Source organism: Xanthomonas fragariae (genome assembly GCF_017603965.1).
GTDB lineage: Bacteria > Pseudomonadota > Gammaproteobacteria > Xanthomonadales > Xanthomonadaceae > Xanthomonas > Xanthomonas fragariae_A.
Genome location: NZ_CP071955.1, coordinates 473,526 through 486,369 on the forward strand (window position 1 = coordinate 473,526; position 12,844 = coordinate 486,369).

At 61.2% G+C, this 12,844-nt stretch carries 13 protein-coding genes and 2 other RNA genes; 8 read left to right on the forward strand and 7 right to left on the reverse strand.

Going from position 1 to position 12,844, the window contains the following annotated elements; all coding sequences use genetic code 11:
• Positions 1-356 precede the first annotated feature (356 nt).
• The gene (locus tag J5I97_RS02130) at positions 357-1,223 is read right to left on the reverse strand and encodes an SDR family oxidoreductase (protein ID WP_208588718.1); all 867 of its coding nucleotides are present in this window, start codon (positions 1,221-1,223) and stop codon (positions 357-359) included.
• 229 nt (positions 1,224-1,452) lie between these two features.
• Here J5I97_RS02130 and J5I97_RS02135 point away from each other — a divergent pair, with 229 nt between their 5' ends.
• Entirely contained in the window at positions 1,453-2,094 is a 642-nt protein-coding gene (locus J5I97_RS02135) for a DUF6766 family protein (protein WP_208588720.1), read from the forward strand.
• Positions 2,095-2,244: 150 nt separating this feature from the next.
• Positions 2,245-2,430 (forward strand): hypothetical protein, encoded by a 186-nt coding sequence (locus tag J5I97_RS02140; RefSeq protein ID WP_208588721.1) that lies wholly within the window; start codon positions 2,245-2,247, stop codon positions 2,428-2,430.
• 345 nt (positions 2,431-2,775) lie between these two features.
• On the opposite strand, the gene J5I97_RS02145 is transcribed toward J5I97_RS02140, so the two are convergent.
• Positions 2,776-2,937: a hypothetical protein gene (locus J5I97_RS02145; protein ID WP_208588722.1), complete on the reverse strand. Its 162-nt coding sequence runs from the start codon at positions 2,935-2,937 to the stop codon at positions 2,776-2,778.
• Positions 2,938-3,288: 351 nt separating this feature from the next.
• Here J5I97_RS02145 and J5I97_RS02150 point away from each other — a divergent pair, with 351 nt between their 5' ends.
• Both J5I97_RS02150 and J5I97_RS02155 read left to right on the forward strand, forming a co-directional pair.
• Positions 3,289-4,569 (forward strand): sigma-54-dependent transcriptional regulator, encoded by a 1,281-nt coding sequence (locus J5I97_RS02150; protein ID WP_208588723.1) that lies wholly within the window; start codon positions 3,289-3,291, stop codon positions 4,567-4,569.
• On the forward strand, positions 4,569-4,811 hold the full coding sequence (locus J5I97_RS02155) for a hypothetical protein (RefSeq protein WP_208588724.1): 243 nt from the start codon (positions 4,569-4,571) through the stop codon (positions 4,809-4,811). The genes J5I97_RS02150 and J5I97_RS02155 overlap by 1 nt, the downstream gene beginning before the upstream one ends.
• Here the strand turns inward: J5I97_RS02155 and J5I97_RS02160 are convergent.
• Positions 4,805-5,188 (reverse strand): response regulator, encoded by a 384-nt coding sequence (locus J5I97_RS02160; RefSeq protein ID WP_208588725.1) that lies wholly within the window; start codon positions 5,186-5,188, stop codon positions 4,805-4,807. The two genes, J5I97_RS02155 and J5I97_RS02160, sit on opposite strands and share 7 nt — an antisense overlap.
• Positions 5,189-5,398: 210 nt before the next feature.
• Here J5I97_RS02160 and J5I97_RS02165 point away from each other — a divergent pair, with 210 nt between their 5' ends.
• Positions 5,399-8,947, forward strand: coding sequence for a CheR family methyltransferase (locus J5I97_RS02165; RefSeq protein WP_208588728.1), 3,549 nt, complete (start codon positions 5,399-5,401; stop codon positions 8,945-8,947).
• Between the two features lie 184 nt (positions 8,948-9,131).
• On the opposite strand, the gene J5I97_RS02170 is transcribed toward J5I97_RS02165, so the two are convergent.
• A non-coding RNA gene (locus tag J5I97_RS02170) (sX9 sRNA) lies at positions 9,132-9,207 on the reverse strand.
• A 340-nt stretch (positions 9,208-9,547) separates the two neighbouring features.
• Between J5I97_RS02170 and J5I97_RS02175 the strand changes: the two genes are divergently transcribed.
• Positions 9,548-10,120 carry a hypothetical protein gene (locus tag J5I97_RS02175; protein ID WP_208588729.1) on the forward strand — a complete coding sequence of 191 codons (573 nt, stop codon included), beginning with the start codon at positions 9,548-9,550 and terminating at the stop codon, positions 10,118-10,120.
• A gap of 124 nt (positions 10,121-10,244) precedes the next feature.
• Positions 10,245-10,320, forward strand: a non-coding RNA gene (locus tag J5I97_RS02180) — sX9 sRNA.
• A gap of 4 nt (positions 10,321-10,324) precedes the next feature.
• Here the strand turns inward: J5I97_RS02180 and J5I97_RS02185 are convergent.
• From J5I97_RS02185 to J5I97_RS02195, 3 genes are all read right to left on the reverse strand, one after another.
• Positions 10,325-11,224 carry a manganese catalase family protein gene (locus J5I97_RS02185; protein ID WP_208588730.1) on the reverse strand — a complete coding sequence of 300 codons (900 nt, stop codon included), beginning with the start codon at positions 11,222-11,224 and terminating at the stop codon, positions 10,325-10,327.
• A 137-nt stretch (positions 11,225-11,361) separates the two neighbouring features.
• A complete protein-coding gene (locus J5I97_RS02190) occupies positions 11,362-11,868 on the reverse strand; it encodes a ferritin-like domain-containing protein (protein WP_208588731.1) in 507 nt (168 codons plus the stop codon).
• A 20-nt stretch (positions 11,869-11,888) separates the two neighbouring features.
• Positions 11,889-12,428, reverse strand: a complete 540-nt coding sequence (locus tag J5I97_RS02195; RefSeq protein ID WP_238135620.1) for a DUF892 family protein — start codon at positions 12,426-12,428, stop codon at positions 11,889-11,891.
• Between the two features lie 138 nt (positions 12,429-12,566).
• Here J5I97_RS02195 and J5I97_RS02200 point away from each other — a divergent pair, with 138 nt between their 5' ends.
• Complete coding sequence (locus J5I97_RS02200) at positions 12,567-12,707, forward strand: hypothetical protein (protein ID WP_208588732.1); 141 nt, start codon at positions 12,567-12,569, stop codon at positions 12,705-12,707.
• Positions 12,708-12,844 lie beyond the last annotated feature (137 nt).

The following is a 12,844-nucleotide window of genomic DNA, read 5'->3' on the forward strand; positions in this document are numbered from 1 at the left end:
CTGCCAATGGCGCGGATGCACCACCTCGCACGTTTCGATGCGTATTGCGTGATGTCATCGCGCCAGCAGTGCTGAGCATCTGTGCCACGCACGAATGGCGGGCAGGTCTGGGCGAGAAGAAGGGGGCGTGCATCACGGTCCAACGCCACTTATGTTAGGTGGCGCGGCGTGAGAGCAGACGCAGTGATTAGTGTGCGCCACGCGAGTACAACGTTGACCGGATGCTCACTGCCTCTGTGTGTTTTCGTTCGTTCGCCGATTGCCTATGCAATGCGGCTGAATCAAGCGTGCCGGGCAACAAAAAGCCCGCATCACTGGGCAAGTGACGCGGGCGTGGCGACACCTTGAATATCGCGTTACAGCGTGACTGCACCGCCGGAAATCGTCAGTAAGGTGCCCGACGTATAACTGGCCGTATCGGATGCCAGCATGACGTACGCCGATGCCAGCTCGACCGGCTGACCGGGACGGCCCATCGGCGTTTGGCTGCCGAAATTTTCTACCGAATCTTCGTCCATGCCAGAGGGAATGAACGGCGTCCAGATCGGGCCCGGCAGCACGGCGTTGACGCGAATGTTTTTCTCGGCCAACACGCCGGCCAGGCCAATGGTGAGGTTGGCCAGGGCGCCCTTGGTGGCCGCGTAGGGCAGGATGTTCGGAGTCGGCTTCTTCGACTGCACCGAGGCGGTGTTGATGATGGAGCCGCCATCGGTCATCAACGGCACCGACAAGCGCACCAGGTTGAACACCGCATGCACGTTGGTGTCGAAGGTCTTGCGCCACTCATCCAGAGTGATGTCTTCGAAGCTCTGGAAATACTTCTGATAGCCGGCGTTGTTGACCAGGATATCCAGACCACCGAACGTGCCGTCGACCTTGTCGATCAGCGCTGCAGCCTGGCTGGGGTCGCTGATGTCGCAGCCCACCAGCAATGCGTCGACGCCGGCCTGTTCAATCAGCGCGCCGATTCTGGCCGCGTCTACCTGCTCATCGGGAAGAAAGGCAATCGCCACATCGGCGCCTTCGCGCGCATAGGCGATTGCCACCGCAGCGCCGATGCCGCTGTCGCCGCCGGTGATCAGCGCACGCTTGCCTTTCAACTGGCCGTGACCGACGTAGCTGTCTTCGCCATGGTCCGGGCGCGGGTCCATCTTCTCGGTCCGGCCGGGGAAGCTCTGCTGCTGTGGCTTGAACGGCGGGCGCGGGTAATTAGGCAAGGGCATTGGTGTCTCCTGGCGGCGAGGGGCACGTGTCTGAGCGTCAGTGTGGTCACGCAGACGTAAACATCCGGGCTAAGCCATGTGGGCGGCATGTGTGTTGCGCGCCGGCAAATAGCTCGCGTATTCACGCCATGCGCGATACCACTGCGTGCATTGGATGTGTCCGGTACGCAAACTTCATGTGCTTTTGCCGACCACGCTCGATACTGCGGGCATCGTCAGGAGTTCAACCATGTTCTTCCGCCGCAATGGGCTGTCGTTGTGTTTGCTTGCGCTCACGTTGTTCTTTATCGGTTGCCAGATCTACGCCGGGTTGCATGCTTATAACGAAGAGTTGACCGAGCAAGGTCAGGCGACGCTGCAGCTGGCTGCGTATGTGCACAGCCCGCACTTCATGTCTGCACTGTTCGAGAACTGGGAGAGCGAGTTTCTGCAGATGGGCATGTATGTGTTGTTGACGGTGAAACTGCGTCAGGTGGGCTCAGCCGAGTCGCGTCCGCTCGATCCGAACCAAGAAACCACCGAAATCAAACCCGGTGCAACGCCCTGGCCGGTACGCGCTGGCGGTCTATGGCGACGCTTGTACGAGCATTCGCTGGCGATCGCCTTCGGTGCGTTGTTCCTGATGAGCTTTGTGCTCCACTTTATCGGTAGCTGGCGGCTGGCGTTGCTGGAGCATGCGCAAAAAGACCTGCCGCCGATCACCGTGCTCGACCATTTCACCAGCGCATCGTTCTGGTTGGAGTCGATGCAGAACTGGCAGAGCGAATTCCTGGCAGTGTTTGCCCTGGTGGTGTTGACCATCTGGTTGCGGCAGAAGGATTCGCCGCAGTCCAAGCCGGTGCAGGCACCGCATTCGCAGACCGGCGGGTAGCGCAGCCATCAGACCTGCTGGGCGGCCATCAGGTGGGCGCGGTCGACTTTGTCGACAGGCACCACTTCACGCCATCACGTGTCTTCGTTCACCACCATGCAATGCGCCTGTGCCTAGCGTGGTGCCACAACGACGACGCAGGAGAGCAGCATGGTTAGCGAACCGAAAAAGCCATGGGGTCCGGAAGATGATCAGCAAAAGCCATTCACCCCGCAGGAGCAGCGCAACGAGGACGTTGAATGGAAGGTGCACGACATGCCCGACGACGATCCGGAAGTGAACAAGGCCGATCCAGAGCATGATTACGAACGCCCGGATGGTTCGAAAAAACGCTGAGGCCATCCAGCGAACAGACAGAAAAGTGCCCGCAAATACGCGCGCTTTTCATTTCAGGCGTTCGTCGACTTAACACACTGCGTTGCCTGGACGCCACGCGAGGCAACAGCGCTCAATGAGGAGGGAGATACTCCAAGTCTGCTGCGGTCTTGCCGCGCAACAACCGATACGACCATCGGTCTTGAGGATCAATCAGGTACTGCCAGCAGCGCATATGGCGGCGCGCATGCAGCGCCGAAAAGCGTGACTTGGCACGCTACGTACGACCACGCTGCGTGGTGGGCATGTCACCTCGCCAGGCATGCCCGCACCCAACTGCGCAGGCGAACTCAACGGCAGACCGGCTTACGCGCCGCGCAGAATAATGAAGATCGTGAGCGCGCCCTGCACACCGTCTCCACAGTCGGCGCGTAGGCTGTGGGTCATCCAGCGAACTCGGCGCATGTCGTCGAACGGGTTGGCCCGACGCCGCGAACTGGGGTTGCTCACGTCGGTGTCGGCTGACATCCTGTGTTGCGATGCAATAGCGCAAGCGAGCTGATCCATGCGTCGATCAAAACGGCGTCCGCGTTCGGACTGGCGTGGCAGCCGCTGCAAACCTTGCACTCTTTGGCGTTTCGGCATTTTCGACGCGGCGACCGACCCCGGCCATGGCGCTCTTGGCACTGGCATAATCCGGCGGTGCCGTGCGTACTTCGCTCACATTCACTGCGGCAAGCTCGATTTGGGGGAGAGCGTCGCACGGCGCATATGGTTGTGACAGCAGCACGCAATCTCGATGTGATGCGCAGACGCGGGTTCGCGCCGCTGTCACAATTCTCAACTGAACATATTTAGTCATTGCGGACAAAAGCGCTCATGGACCGTCTTTCCTGCGCCATCATCGACGACGACGTGGAGTTCTGCGATCAGGTGGTTGAGTTAGCCACCGATAGCGGCTTCCATGCCAAGGGCATCCACACCCTTGGCGAAGCCAGCCGTTGGCTGGACAGCAACTTCCCCGACCTGCTGGTCGTGGATGTTGGTCTGCCCGACGGTAGCGGTTTCGATCTCATCGAACGGCTCGACCCGGATCACACGCCGCAGATTGTGGTGGTGTCGGGCGATTACGCTTACGAAACACAGGGCCGCGCGCAGCAGTTTGGCGTCAGCGAATTCCTCACCAAACCCTTCGAACCGGAACGTCTGGAGCGGGTGCTCGGGGGGCTGCGTGAAGCGCAGCAGGGCAACCTGGGCATCGTCGGCAATAGCGACAGCGTTGTGATGCTGCGCAAGGACATCGTGCGCGTGGCGCCGACCGATCTGAATGTGTTGGTGACCGGCGAAACCGGTACCGGTAAGGATCTGGTCGCGCGGGCCATCCACCGTGTGTCCGGCCGTCGCGGTCGCTTCGTGCCGGTCAACTGCGGCGCGATTCCGGAAGAACTGCTGGCCAGCCAGTTGTTCGGTCACGAGCGCGGCAGCTTCACCGGTGCCGATCGTCGGCATGCCGGGTTCCTGGAACAAGCCGCCGATGGCACGTTGTTCCTGGACGAAATCGGCGAGATGCCCAAGCGCCTGCAGGTGTATCTGCTGCGGGCGATCGAATCGCGCAGCTTCATGCGTGTTGGCGGCAACGAGGAAATCCCGTTGGAGGCCCGCGTTGTGGCTGCCACGCATCAGCATGTGCAGCGCGAGCACGCTGTGCTGCGTGAAGATCTGTTCTATCGCCTCAACGAATACCCGATCCAGGTGCCGCCGCTGCGCGAACGGCGCGGCGATGCGCGTCTGCTGGGCCTGCGCGTGATCGACGAGCTCAACGTGCAGTACGGCGAGCGCAAGCTGCCAACCAAATCGTTGCTCCGCTATCTGGCGTATCACACATGGCCGGGCAACGTGCGCGAACTGCGCTCGTTTATTCGCTATCTTTATCTGCGTTCGGATGGAGATCTATTGAGCGCGCCGGATATCGAGCAGACGGTGCCGCAGGCCGATCAGGACGGGTTATTGATTCCGGCTGGCTGGACCATGCGTCAGGCCGAAGACGCCATGATCGAAGCGACACTGGCACGCACGCACTTCAACAAGAAGGCTGCGGCGCGTGAGCTGGGGATCAGCGTGCGTACGCTGCACAACCGGCTCAGCGACAAGGACACCTAGTGCTCGATGCATCGCAGGGGCAGCGGCGCGACCTGCTGCACAAGTTGCGCAACCGTCTCAACGTGATGGGCTTTGCGCTGTACGCCATGCACAATGAATCTTCCAAGCCGCTGGAAACGCTACGCAGCGCCCATCAGTCCGCTGTCGAGCTGCTCAATCAAATCGGCGCAGAAGAACGCGCCCTGCAGCATGCCGTTGACGCACCCACAAAGACACCAAACGCGGAGGGCAGCGATCAGTGATGCTCGGCTGGTTTGGACTGGTTGTTCAGCAGCGTCGTGATCGTGCGCGGGTTGTACGGCTTCATGCAGTAAGACAGATGCGCGAAGCGCTGCGGCAAGGTGTAGCGGTCGTAGCCCGAGCAAAACGAGAACGGCACACCGCGTTCCATCAAGGCATCGGCCACCGGAAACACCGGCTGGCCACGCACATTGACGTCCAGCAACGCGCCATCGATGGCTTGGCCCGAATTGACTAGCGACAGGGCGTCGGGCACATTGCCGACCGGCCCGACCACGCTGACGCCGGCTTCCATCAATAAGTCGTTGAGAGATTCAGCCAGTAAATAATCATCCTCGACCACGAGGATGCGGCGGCCGTTAAGTGAATTGTCGAGCATGGGAAACTCCAGGGCGTTGGCGCAATCACAGACGCGCGTGCGCATGGTGCGCGTAGCCAGGGTTAATGCCGTGCGTAAGCAGGCGCTTCCAAGACCGGTCTCTGCAACGCGCTGCGCACCTGCATGCGCGTGGTGCGTGACAGTCGAGACAGGTTGCGCGATGATCACAGATTGCGCTTGAAATCCGGCGCTGCCGATGTGATCGCTGCCATGACCGACGACGAATCTTCCCACGACGACACCGCGCCTGATCCCACCACGCATCCGCCATTGTTCATCCTTGGAGTCGGCGCTGCCGGCCTGGATGCGACCCGCTTGGCCGAATTGCTCGACGCGGTCGCAGGCGCTTCCAATCTGGCCATCATGTTGTTGCTACGTGACCGCCAGTTGCTGGACGAGCAGCGCCTGCGTGAATTGCTCGGCGAACAGGCCACGTTGTTGGTGGTGCCCAAAGATGGCGATCGGTTGCAGCCGGGCCGGTTTTATCTGCCGCCCAGCGATACCTTGGTGACCTTGGAAGAAGGTCGGCTGCGTCTGCGCAAACTGCTGGATGACGAAAGCGATCATGGGTTGATCGACAGCTTCTTCGTGTCGATGGCGCACGATCAGGACGGCAATGTGATCGGCCTGATCATGGGTCGCTTCGATGGCGACGGCACCTTGGGCACTGCGGCGATCAAGGAGTGCGGTGGCCTGGCGCTGGTGGTGGACGATGCCTTGTTGCATGGGCTGGATCTGCGCAGCGCCAGCAACCCGGCCGCGATCACCGACGATATCCTGCCGCTGCCACGCTTAGCCGCGCGCATTGCTGCGCATATGCAGCGTCACCACGGCTTCGGGCATCCCGCGCCGGTGGGCGTGCGCAACGGCAGCGAGAACGACAAGCTCAGCCAGGTCGCCGGCATCTTGCGCAATACCACCGGCCACGATTTCCACGGTTACAAGCGAGCCACGTTTTTGCGCCGCGTACAGCGGCGCATGCAGGTGGTGCAGGTGGAAACGCTGGAGCAGTATCTGGAAGTGCTGCGCAATCGCTTCGACGAGCCGTTGCAACTGTTCAACGATCTGCTGATTGGCGTGACCCAGTTCTTCCGCGACCGCCGCGAGTTCGAGTTTCTTGAGCAGCAGGTGATTCCGCGGTTGTTTCAGGGCAAGCAGGCGGGCGACAGTCTGCGCGTGTGGGTATTGGGCTGTTCTACCGGTGAAGAAGCGTATTCGTTGGCGATGCTGTTGCGCGAGTATGCCGACACGGTAGATGCCGCGCCACGCATCCAGATCTTTGCCAGCGATATCGATGGGCGCGCGTTGGCTACTGCGCGGGTGGGGCGCTACGCGTCCAGCATTGTGGGTGAGGTCGCACCGAAACGCTTGCGACGCTGGTTCGTCAAGGAGGGCGACACCTATGTGGTGAGCAAAGAGTTGCGTGAGTTGTGCGTGTTCTCCCAACACAGCATCGTCAAGGACCCGCCGTTCTCGCGGCTGGATCTGGTGTCGTGCCGCAATCTGCTGATCTACCTGGATGCCGAACTGCAGAACCGGGTGATCCCGATCTTTCATTTCGCGCTCAAGCCGGGCGGCTATCTGTTTCTTGGCAATGCGGAAAATGTCTCACGGCATGCGCAGTTGTTCTCTCCGGTGGAGCGCAGCTTCCGCGTGTTCCAGCGGATCGATGCCGACAGCCGCGTGCATGCCACATTCCCCAGCTTGCCGCTTGCGCCTGCCGGGCGCGTGCCGGCGCCGCCGCAGCGGCAGCGGCAGCGCACCTCCAGCAATGCGTTGGTGCGCGCCGGCGAGCGCATCGCCGACCGCTACGCGCCGGCCTATGCGGTGCTGGACGAACATTTCGATGTGCTGCACTTTTCCTCGCAAGCCGGGCGTTTCATTCGTCCCGGTAGCGGCGCGCCAAGTCTCAATCTGCTCAATCTGATCCATCGCGATCTGCGCCTGGATCTGCGTAGCGCGCTCAGTCGCGCCGAGGTGGACAAGTCGCCGGTGCATGTGAAGGGCATCCAGGTGCACGAAGACGCATCGAGCTGGGCGGTGGATCTATTCGTGGAGCCTACCTCCGATTCGGAGGCTCCGCGTGGCTATGTGGTGCTGTTCCAGGAAGTGGAAGCGCGCGAACCGGTGGAGCTGCCCGTGCCGCACGAAAGCGTCCCCGATAACGAACATGTGCAGGTGCTGGAAAACGAACTGCGCATCACCCGTGAGCGGCTGCAGTCGATGATCGAAGAGCTGGAAAGCACCAACGAGGAACTCAAGTCCTCCAACGAGGAATACCAGTCGCTTAATGAAGAGCTGCAAAGCGCCAATGAGGAACTGGAAACCTCCAAGGAAGAGTTGCAGTCGGTCAACGAGGAAGTCACCACCGTCAACGGCGAACTGGCCCATCGCGTGCAGGAACTGGCGCAGGCCAACAGCGATCTGAAGAACCTGCTGGAAAGCACGCAGATCGCTACCGTGTTCCTGGACAACGAGCTGCGTGTCACCAACTTTACCCCTGCCGTCACCGACATCCTGCCGCTGGTGGAAAGCGACATCCACCGACCGATCAGCGACATCAAGATGCATGTGGACTATGACGAGCTACAGGACGATGTGCGCCGAGTGATCCGCACCCTGGCGGTGCTCGATCGCGAGGTCGAAAATCCCGGCACCCACGCGCGTTACATAGTGCGTGTGCTGCCGTATCGCACGGTGGACAATTTCATTGGTGGTGCGGTGCTGACCTTCATGGACGTCACCCCGCTCACGCGCGCCGAGCAGGCGCTACGTAGCAGTGAGCAACGCCTGCGTACCTTGATGGAAGGCATTCCGCAGCTGGTGTGGCGTTCGCTCGATGGCGGTCGCTGGACCTGGTCCAGTCCGCAATGGTCCAGCTACACCGGTCGGAGCGATGCCGACAGCCTGGAGCGGGGCTGGCTGCAGGCGGTGCATCCGGACGAGCGCGAGCTGACCATGAAGGCGTGGCAGGAGAGTACGTCGAACGGTGGGCTGGATGTAGAGCACCGCCTGTTCAACGCAGCCGAGCATGGCTATCGCTGGTTTCATACGCGCGGCGCACCGGTGCGCGACGAGCGCGGCCAGGTATTGGAATGGCTGGGAACCTCCACCGAATCGGACAACCTGCGCCGCCTGCAGGAAGAACAACGCGTGCTGGTGAGCGAGTTGCAGCACCGCACCCGCAATCTGATCACCGTGGTGCAATCGGTCGCCAAGCAGACTGTGCAGACCAGCCAGGACATGCCGGAGTTCGCCGGCAAGTTCGAAGACAGGTTGTCTGCGCTGTCGCGCGTGCAAGGGCTGTTGTCGCAATCGGAGAATATGCCGACCACCATCGGCGCGTTGCTGCGCATGGAACTGGATGCGCTCGGTGCCGAGCCCGATCAGCAGCGCATCGTGGTCGAAGGCCCGGACGTGGCGTTGCGCAAATCCACCGTGCAGACACTGGCGCTGGCGTTGCACGAGTTGGCAACCAACGCACTCAAGCACGGCGCGCTTGCGGTGGACACCGGGACCTTATCGATCCGTTGGAATGTTGTGTCCAGCGGCGACACGCCAGTGCGCTTGGTGCTGCTGTGGATCGAGGAAGGGGTAAATCAAAAACTGCGTAACGATCGCGACGACGCCGGTGGGTTCGGCCGTCGCTTGATCGAAAAAGCCTTGCCGTACAGCCACGACGCGCAAACACGCTACGAACTCAGCGACACGCGGCTGGAATGCGAGATCCAGTTGCCCCTCAACTCGCTGCACGGTTGAGTTGGATGCGTGACCTCAGACGCGTGCAAGCGCGTCTGCACTGGTTGGAATTGATCGTGCGCGTGCGCACGTAAGGCGTGCACGCCGACGCCTTGGGTTGCATGTTCGATTCGATGCATGACGCATCGCTTGATGGTGGGGTTCGCTGCAGTCACTGCTGTTTGGAAACATGCGGCGTTAGATTGGCTGACAAAACGTCGCGAGCAGTCGCCAGGTGGGTACGCACAGCCCGGAGGAACCTCGGCTTACGTATGGTACATGCCGATTCCGAGCACCGGCCGCGTCCGCCTTGCGGTGAGCGCAGCGGTTTTGTTGGCCACTTTTAGTTAGCGCGCTCACAACGCGCATGTCGTGCATTCCTTAGCGCACCACAGCAATCTCTATGCATAGACGACAGCACGTACATGCAAACGCGTACCGTACGGAAAATCCTGCGCGACGGTGCAGATCTTGCGACACATTCGACTTTCCCATTGCGCGTGCAGCAACTGAGGCCGGGTAAAACGCTTGCAGCGTCCACATCTGCGAGAGTCAAAAACTTGGCTCGTATTGTGCTTGACCACTGATGTCGTCGAGATGCACACACATAGTGGAGTAGTCATGATTACGCGCATTCTTCAGTTGTCTGCCCGCGCGGCGAGCAACGCGTGGGTTGAGGTCGGTGTGGGTGCCGATGCCGACATTCTGGTCGCCGACCGTGGCGGCAAACGCGAGGAGCGTGCCACCTTCGGACGGCGCGCGCCGGGCCAGCAGCGTTCGATCCATATGCAAGAACCCGGTTGGTTGGGCGGCGTTGATCTGGCCATTTGGGAAACGCAGCGCTGCGCGATTCCGCTATGCGGATTCGCCTGTACGGTGTCGGCAGACGGTACCACCGCAGCCACTTGGCTGAGCCAGGATGGCGGTGCGGTGTACGCGGCCGGCCTGCGCAACGTGATGGATATCGGCGGCCGTCTGCAGATGGGATTTTCGTTGCTGGTCGCCTCATCGGTGAGCATGCCGACGCATCGGCCGCTCTGTATCGACGGCGATGTACGGCAGTGGCTGCACGCTGGTGGCAACGAGGCCATGCGCCATCTCACCCCATGGCGGTTGGAGCGTTGCACTCCTGCTGCCGGTGTGCGGCCGGAATGGGCAAGCGAAGAGCGCTCGGCGCAGGTCGCGCGGGCGTGACCGATCATGCCAGGCAACATAAGCCAAGGGGCCCCTCGGGCCCCTTGCTGGTTTCAGTTATTAGAGCGGCTAACAAACCTAATGCGCCGCCGCCAGGCGGGCGCGGCCGGTGCTCGGAATTGGCATGTACCACGCGTACACTCCGGTTCCTCCACGCCGTCCGCGCCCGCCCGCCTGGCGGCGCAGTAGTTTTGTTAGCCGCTCTTAGCGCTGAATGTCGCCGGTGGTGGAGCCGGCACCTGGGCCTGCGCCCAGGTCGGCGCCCGTCATGCGATCCAGTTCCGGGTTGGACAGCAGACGCAGCGACATCGCATCCAGCGCGGCCGTCTGGGTTGCATCCAGCGCTACCGTCGCCGAGCCATCGCCGCCATCGACCGCGGCCTGCAGCTCGCGATCTGTCACCACTTCCCACTGCTCGCCAGCATTCCACGGGCCGACCATGTCGCCTTCGCCCTGCGAGGTGTTGTAGTACTTGTCGGTGAAGCGCCGATCGCCCGGCAGCTTGCCCGGCGGGAAGTTCGGCTCGATCGAGTACAAAGCTTTTTCGAACGACTTCTGATGCGCCACTTCGCGCGTCATCAAAAAGCGCAATGCATCGACGATGCCCGGATCATCGGTCACAGTGATCAAACGCTCATAGACCAGCTTGGCACGTGCTTCGGCAGCGATATTGGAGCGCATGTCCGCGGTAGGGCAGCCAATTGAATCGACATACGCTGCGGTCCACGGCACACCACTGGAATTGACCAGCGCCGGACCACCGCCATACAGAATCTGCTGGGTATGGCTGGTGCTGTTCTGGGTCATGGTGCGCATCTCCATGGCGTCTTCCATGCCCTCGGAGAGCACTGCTTTCGGACCCTTGTTGAGCATGGCGATGATCGAACCGATCACTTCCAAATGGCTGATTTCTTCGGTGGCAATATCCAACAACAGATCCTTGCGGCCCGGATCGTCTTCGCCCAATGCCTGGGTGAAGTAGCGCATCGCAGCGGCGAGTTCGCCCTGCGGTCCGCCGAACTGTTCGAGCATCAACGTGGCCAGATCCGGATTCGGTTCGGCAACGCGGACGGTGTACATCAAACGCTTGTTATGCATGAACATGGGTCGTGCTCCATGGCTAACGCCCGGCGACTGCTGCCACTCAAGAAGCGGGCAGAAACGTGGGGCTTTGGCTTTCGGGGGATGCCCGCAAAAGATGCGAACCAGCGCAGGGCGGCCGTGCCGAGCTGCGCGATGGCTCAAGCCGCTTTGCTGGCCTTGGATGCTTTTTCGTTACCGCCTTGCTCGGCGAGCGAAGTCAGCTTTTGATCGGTGGCCTTTTCTTCTTCCAGCGTCGCAAGCAGGAGCGGCAGCGCTTCGGCGTAGCCCAGTTGCTTGGCGATCGCGGCGATGGTGCCGTACGAGGCAATCTCGTAATGCTCCACCTTTTGCGCACCGCCGATCAGCGCGGCATCGCGCACCGGGCCTGCTTCGATCTCTTCGATCACCTCGCGGCTTTCTTCGACCAGGCCTTCCATCGCAGCGCACTTGATGCGCTTGAGCTTGATGCCCAGCGCTTCCACGACCTGATCGATGCGTTCAATCTGGCCCTGGGTTTCCTCCAGATGGAGTGCAAAAGCTTGTTTCAGCTTCGGCTCGGTTGCTGCGTTGGCCAAGCGCGGGAGGGACTTGGTCAGCTGCTTCTCGGCGCTGTAGATGTCCGACAGCTCGTGGATAAAAAGTTCTTCGACAGTCGTGATCGCCATGGATGGCTCCTTTCAAGTGGTTAGAGGGTTGAAACGATGCGATTCACCGCCTGGCGGTGACGCCTTACAGTTATTGGCGTTCGAGAAACGCGAGCATGATTGCTTCCTGATGCCCGAGGCGTTATACGGCCATCTCGATACTGTTGCTGCAGGATGTTTTTGCAGTTCTGTGCCACCTGCGTTTGGCTGGCAACGCGCGTTGCGACGACGAGTGCGCGATGGGTGGGGATCTCCAGATGTTCAAAGGCGTCGCTGATGCTCACGCCCTTGGCCACTTCATCGGTCATCAATGCCTTGCCGGCGGCACGCATGCCGACCGTGACGCTGCCGAGCATGCCTTTGAGGGCTGGGACGCCGCCACCGACCAGGTCCCAACACTGCTGCACACTTGCGGACTGCTGCTGCGTTTTTTGCATGTGTTGCTCCGCCCGCAGCTTTAACTCTAGGTCATGCGCAACGCGCGATGCCTTAGAGATCGACAAGGTCTCAGCTTCCTGCTCCATCGCGTCAGCATCCTGCAGCCACGTCACCAAGCGTTCTCTGGATTGCACCGTCGTCATCGTCGTTCGTATCTCAAGGCAGTACCGCGTAGTCGCTACGCTAGTCCGGCCAGTGTTAGCACGATCGGTGGAAACGGTGATCCCGATGCGATGGCGACCTGTGCTGTGGCGCAGGCCTGGCGACAGTTGCATGACTCGATGTCGATCGAGCTGGAGCGTGCCATGCCGGCATCGAATCCGTCCTGCAAGATGCTGCGTGCGCAGCTCTGGCGTGTATCGGTTTCGGCAGCGGCAATCGCGCGGCAGACCGATCGCCACTCCCGCATGACGCCTTCTTGATGCCTTGACGCCATCGCCCCCGGCACCGATCGCCATGGCCAGGCCTCCGTTTCCGTTTTCGTCGCATCGCGCTTGGCGGGGCCGACCGACGGGCGGGCAACCATGTGAAATCGACGCAAGCCTGAATACGTACTAAC

Bases quoted from the DNA above. Each gene is read 5' to 3' on its own strand.
- J5I97_RS02130 (WP_208588718.1), bottom strand. From the start codon at position 1,223: ATGCCCTTGCCTAATTACCCGCGCCCGCCGTTCAAGCCACAGCAGCAG.
- J5I97_RS02135 (WP_208588720.1), top strand. From the start codon at position 1,453: ATGTTCTTCCGCCGCAATGGGCTGTCGTTGTGTTTGCTTGCGCTCACG.
- J5I97_RS02140 (WP_208588721.1), top strand. From the start codon at position 2,245: ATGGTTAGCGAACCGAAAAAGCCATGGGGTCCGGAAGATGATCAGCAA.
- J5I97_RS02145 (WP_208588722.1), bottom strand. From the start codon at position 2,937: ATGTCAGCCGACACCGACGTGAGCAACCCCAGTTCGCGGCGTCGGGCC.
- J5I97_RS02150 (WP_208588723.1), top strand. From the start codon at position 3,289: ATGGACCGTCTTTCCTGCGCCATCATCGACGACGACGTGGAGTTCTGC.
- J5I97_RS02160 (WP_208588725.1), bottom strand. From the start codon at position 5,188: ATGCTCGACAATTCACTTAACGGCCGCCGCATCCTCGTGGTCGAGGAT.
- J5I97_RS02165 (WP_208588728.1), top strand. From the start codon at position 5,399: ATGACCGACGACGAATCTTCCCACGACGACACCGCGCCTGATCCCACC.
- J5I97_RS02175 (WP_208588729.1), top strand. From the start codon at position 9,548: ATGATTACGCGCATTCTTCAGTTGTCTGCCCGCGCGGCGAGCAACGCG.
- J5I97_RS02185 (WP_208588730.1), bottom strand. From the start codon at position 11,224: ATGTTCATGCATAACAAGCGTTTGATGTACACCGTCCGCGTTGCCGAA.
- J5I97_RS02190 (WP_208588731.1), bottom strand. From the start codon at position 11,868: ATGGCGATCACGACTGTCGAAGAACTTTTTATCCACGAGCTGTCGGAC.
- J5I97_RS02195 (WP_238135620.1), bottom strand. From the start codon at position 12,428: ATGACGACGGTGCAATCCAGAGAACGCTTGGTGACGTGGCTGCAGGAT.
- J5I97_RS02200 (WP_208588732.1), top strand. From the start codon at position 12,567: ATGTCGATCGAGCTGGAGCGTGCCATGCCGGCATCGAATCCGTCCTGC.